Below are 4429 nucleotides of genomic sequence, written 5' to 3' on the forward strand. Positions count from 1 at the left end.
GCCCCGCCCGGCGACGACACCGCGCTCCTGGAGGGCCTGCCCACCCCGGCCCTGCTGCTGGAGCCGGTCGTCCGCCGAGGAGAGATCGCCGACTTCACGCTCCTGCGGACCAACGCGCACTTCCGCGATCCGCTGGGCCGCCCCCGGGACACGCTGGAGGGCACCTCGCTCCTGGAGGTCTACCCGGCCGCGTGCGCCACCGGCCTCTTCGAACGGCTGATCCGGGTGCACGAGACCGGAGTCCCGTTGCCCGGCGAGCGGGTCCGGCTGGTCTTCCAGCAGGGCGGACTCGCGCTTCCCACCACCGTCCTGCTCGCGGCGGCCCCCGTCGGCGGCCGCGTGCTGGTCGGCTGGCAGACGGAGACCGCGCGGGCCGGTGAGGCCGAGCAGAGTGCCCTGCTGCGCCAGGCCCAGCGGCTGGCCCGGGTGGCCGGGTTCGAGGAGCACCCGGCCGACGGCCGGATCCGCTGGAGCGACGGCCTGCACGAGATCTACGGGCTGCCGCCCGACACCGACCCGGTGCCGCTGGCCCAGCTCGCCCGGCACGCCCACCCCGACGACGAGCCCGCGATCCGGCGCCTGCTGGACACCGTCCAGCGCCAGCACCGGACGGCCTCCGCCGTCGTCCGCCTGGTCCACCAGGACGGCACCCACGGGTACACCCGGGTGATCGCCGAGCCCGTCCTCGACGACCACGGGCGGCTCACCGGTGTGCGCGGCGCCTTCCACGACGTGTCCGCCCAGCACCGCACGGAGGTCGCACTCGGTGCCACCCGGGCACGCCTCGCCGACAGCGAGCAGGAGACCGCCGACAGCGAGCGACTGGCACTGCGGCTCCAGCAGGCCATCCTGCCCGCCGCTCCGCCCCCGCTCGGCCCGGCCGGCCTGCGGGCCGCCGTCCGCTACCGCCCCGCCGCCCAGCACGACCGGGTCGGCGGCGACTGGTACGACGTGCTGCTGCTGCCCGACAAGCGGGTGCTGCTCACCGTCGGGGACGTCGCCGGGCACGGCGTCGGCGCGGCCACCGGCATGGTCGCCCTGCGGCACGCGCTGCGTGCTCTCGCCGTCACCGGGGCCGGCCCGGCCCGGATGCTGGAGTGGGCCAACATCGTCGCCCTGCGCGAACCCGGCCAGATCACCGCGACGGCCGTCTGCGTGCTCGTCGACCCGGCCGGCGGCGAACTGCGCTGGGCGCGGGCCGGGCACCTGCCCCCGATCCTGGTCGGAGCGGACGGCGCCCACGTGCTGCCGCTGCCGCACGGCGTGCTCCTCGGCGCCCTGGACGACGCCCGGTACGAGGAGCACACCGCTCACCTGCCGCCAGGCGACGTCCTGGTCCTCTACACCGACGGCCTGGTCGAACGCCGGGACCGCCCGGTCGAGGAGTCCGTCGACCAGCTGATCCGCGTCGCCGGAGCCCCCGGCCCCGACCTGGAGCGCTACCTCGACCGGCTGCTGGAGCTCAGCCCCGCCGACACCGACGACGACACCTGCCTGATCGCCGTCCAGAGCCGGTAGCCCTCTGCCGCGTGAACCCCGGTCCCCTCGTCCTGAGCGGGCCTGCGAAGCGCGGCGTTAGGCCCGGGCCCGCCCGGGTAGGCGCGGCCCTGCGGGGGCGACCGGAACCGAACGACGGAGAGGACTCCCCATGTTGCTGCTAGGACTCCTGCTGATGGCGGCGGCCGGTGCCTTCGCCGGACTGCTGATCGCGGACAACCTCTCCGGCGGGCCCGACTACCAGGCGACGGTGCTGGGCATCCGCCTGCCGGCGCTCGACAGCCTGGGCATCTTCCTCGCCGGGCTGGCCCTCGCCCTGCTCTTCTGCCTGGGCCTGGCCCTGATGGTCCTGACGGCCCGGCGGGCCCGGCGGACCCGACGCCCCGTCCGGCTGTCCGCGCACCGGGCGGCCCACCAGCGGTCCCAACCGGTGGTGCGGCCGGACCCGCCCGAACGATCCCTCCCGCCCGAACGATCCCTCCCGCCCGACGAGGGCGAGCAGCCCGCGCCGCCGGAGGAACGCCCCGCCCAGCAGGGCGGCCGGGACGTCGGCCTACCGGCCGAGCCCCCACGCGGCGGCCGGACCCGCCACCTGTTCGGCCACTGAGGCGCCGCGACGCCCCCCGGAGCCGATCCTCCGACGACCACGGGCCCCTCGCCGGGCCGGGAAGGACGCGACCGCATGACCGGACCACGGCCTTCCCTCGGACGCCCGTTCCCCACGAGGCCGTGGGCGCAGCGGCTGCCGCTCCAGGCCGACCTCAGGGCGGCCGCCGACGCCCGGGCCTTCACCGCCGAGTTCCTGGCCGACGTCGCCGACCCGCTGCTGGTCGCCGACGCCGTCCTGCTGGTCTCCGAACTCGTCGGCAACGCCCTGCGCCACGGCGGCGAGCCCGGGACGCTGCTCCTGATCCGCGCCACCGGCCGGCTGCGGATCGAGGTCAGCGACGCCAGCCCGCGCCCGCCGCTGCCCCGGCCCCCGCACCCCCCGGACGAACCGGGAGGCCTCGGCCTGTTCCTGTTGAGCCGGCTCACCCTGCGCTGGGGCTGGCACCCGTCGGGGCCGGGCAAGACGGTGTGGTGTGACCTACGGCTGCCCGCGAGCTGACGGCCCGCCCGGCGCCTGCCGGGCGGGTGTTCTGCGTCCGGGAGGAGCGGTGTCCGTGCGCGGCCACCCGGCGGCGCCGGACGCCGGTCGCGACGCCGGAGCGCCGGACGCGCCCCGCGCGGTGGCATCCTGACGGGGCAGGTCCGTCCGTGGGCGTCGAGCACAGCGAGGATCCAGTGGCCGTGAACCGACCGTCGTCGTCCCCGTCGCCGCCGTCGTCGTCCCCGTCGCCGTCGCCGTCGCCGCCGTCGCTGTGCGGCGTCCTGGGTTGAGCGGCGTGCGCCGCCGCGGCCGGTTGACGGCGATCGCCCGCAGCTGGTGGCAGGTCCTGCGGGCGGCCGTCGTCGGCGTGTGGGAACACGGCCGCACCATCGAACTGCTCCAGCGCTCGATGGCCTTCGCGGCGCTCTTCTTCGTGACCCTCGTGCCGCTGCTGATCGTCATTGCGGCGGCCTTCCCCGCGCGCGGCAGCGGGATCTCCGAGTGGATCACCGACGGCCTCGGCCTGAGCGGGCCGGGCGCCGACGCCGTCCACCGGCTCTTCGCCTCCCGGGGCCAGGTGCTCAGCACGACCACGGGCTTCGGCCTGGCCGCGCTGGCGGTCTTCGGGGTCTCGTTGATGGCGTCTGTCCAGGGCGTCTACGAGCGGGTGTGGGAACTCGACCGCGGCCCGTGGCACGCGGTCTGGCGCCAGACCCTCGGCCTGGCCGGGCTGACCGGGTACATCGTGCTGGCCGCCTCCAGCGGCGCGCCCTGGCGCCACTCGGCCGTCCAGCCCTCCTTCCGCATCGCCGTCACGACCGTCGGCGGCCTCCTGCTGTTCTGGTGGCTCCAGCACCTGCTGCTCGCCGGACGCGTCCCGCCGAGGCAGCTGCTGCCCGGAGCCGTCGCGACCATGGTGGCGCTGGCGGGCCTGCGGCTCTTCTCGCGGCTGGTCTTCGCGCCGCTGCTGGTGTCCAACGCGGTCTCCTACGGGACGGTCGGGACGGTGCTGATCGTCCAGTCCTGGCTGATCGGCGTCGGCTACACCGTCTACGGCGGCGCGCTCGCCGGGCGCGCCGTGGTCCGGGCCCGCCGCACGCCGTAGCGCCGGCGCCAGGCCGGGGCGGCCGGTGCTGCGGCACGCGGGTGGGTTAGGGCGCGGCGCAGCGGGCAGGCGCGCGGGCGGCCGGGAAGGGCTCGGCCACCGCACATGCGAGGAGGCCCCAGATGAGCATGGTGAAGAAGACGGTCGACGTCGACGTGCCGCTGCACGCCGCGTACAACCAGTGGACCCAGTTCGAGGAGTTCCCGCGCTTCATGGAGGGCGTCGACGCGGTGACCCAGCTGGACGAGCGCCACAACCACTGGCGGACCAGCATCGGCGGTGTCACCCGCGAGTTCGACACCGAGATCATCGACCAGCTGCCCGACGAGCGGATCGCCTGGCGCACGACGGACGGCGACGTGAAGCAGAAGGGCGTCGTCACCTTCCAGGAACTGGACGACCGGCACACCCGGGTCAACCTGGCCATCGACTTCCAGCCGGAAGGGATGGCCGAGAAGACCGGCGACATGCTGGGCATGGTCGACCGCAGGGTCAAGGGGGACCTCCGGCGCTTCAAGGACTTCATCGAGGACCAGGGCCGGGAGGGGGGAGCCTGGCGCGGCCGGATCACCCCCGGCTGAGCCCCGCCCCCGTCCACGCCCCCCCTGTCACCCCCTGGCGGGGGGGCCCGCCCCCCCCCCCCCCGGCGGCCCCCCCCGCCCCCGGCGGGGGGGGGGGCGCGGGGCCCGGGGGGGGGGGGGGGCGGGCCCCCCCGGGGGGGGGGCCGCCCCCCCGGC

5 protein-coding genes are annotated in these 4429 nt (G+C 76.3%); all 5 read left to right on the plus strand.

The window, feature by feature from the left end; genetic code table 11:
• On the plus strand, positions 1-1518 hold a 1518-nt coding region (locus ACIOGZ_RS11555), incomplete at its 5' end, for a PP2C family protein-serine/threonine phosphatase (RefSeq protein ID WP_400985701.1).
• Positions 1519-1648: 130 nt separating this feature from the next.
• Positions 1649-2104, plus strand: coding sequence for a hypothetical protein (locus tag ACIOGZ_RS11560; RefSeq protein ID WP_363584216.1), 456 nt, complete (start codon positions 1649-1651; stop codon positions 2102-2104).
• A gap of 75 nt (positions 2105-2179) precedes the next feature.
• Positions 2180-2605: an ATP-binding protein gene (locus tag ACIOGZ_RS11565; RefSeq protein WP_363584214.1), complete on the plus strand. Its 426-nt coding sequence runs from the start codon at positions 2180-2182 to the stop codon at positions 2603-2605.
• 277 nt (positions 2606-2882) lie between these two features.
• Positions 2883-3692, plus strand: a complete 810-nt coding sequence (locus ACIOGZ_RS11570; protein WP_363584447.1) for a ribonuclease BN — start codon at positions 2883-2885, stop codon at positions 3690-3692.
• A 122-nt stretch (positions 3693-3814) separates the two neighbouring features.
• A complete protein-coding gene (locus ACIOGZ_RS11575; protein WP_363625638.1) occupies positions 3815-4273 on the plus strand; it encodes an SRPBCC family protein in 459 nt (152 codons plus the stop codon).
• Positions 4274-4429 lie beyond the last annotated feature (156 nt).

The sequence above is a fragment of the Kitasatospora sp. NPDC088160 genome, assembly GCF_044741445.1.
In the GTDB taxonomy this organism is placed as follows: Bacteria; Actinomycetota; Actinomycetes; order Streptomycetales; family Streptomycetaceae; genus Kitasatospora.

Coding starts and splice junctions, on each gene's coding strand:
- ACIOGZ_RS11560 (WP_363584216.1), top strand. CDS start 1,649: ATGTTGCTGCTAGGACTCCTGCTGATGGCGGCGGCCGGTGCCTTCGCC.
- ACIOGZ_RS11565 (WP_363584214.1), top strand. CDS start 2,180: ATGACCGGACCACGGCCTTCCCTCGGACGCCCGTTCCCCACGAGGCCG.
- ACIOGZ_RS11575 (WP_363625638.1), top strand. CDS start 3,815: ATGAGCATGGTGAAGAAGACGGTCGACGTCGACGTGCCGCTGCACGCC.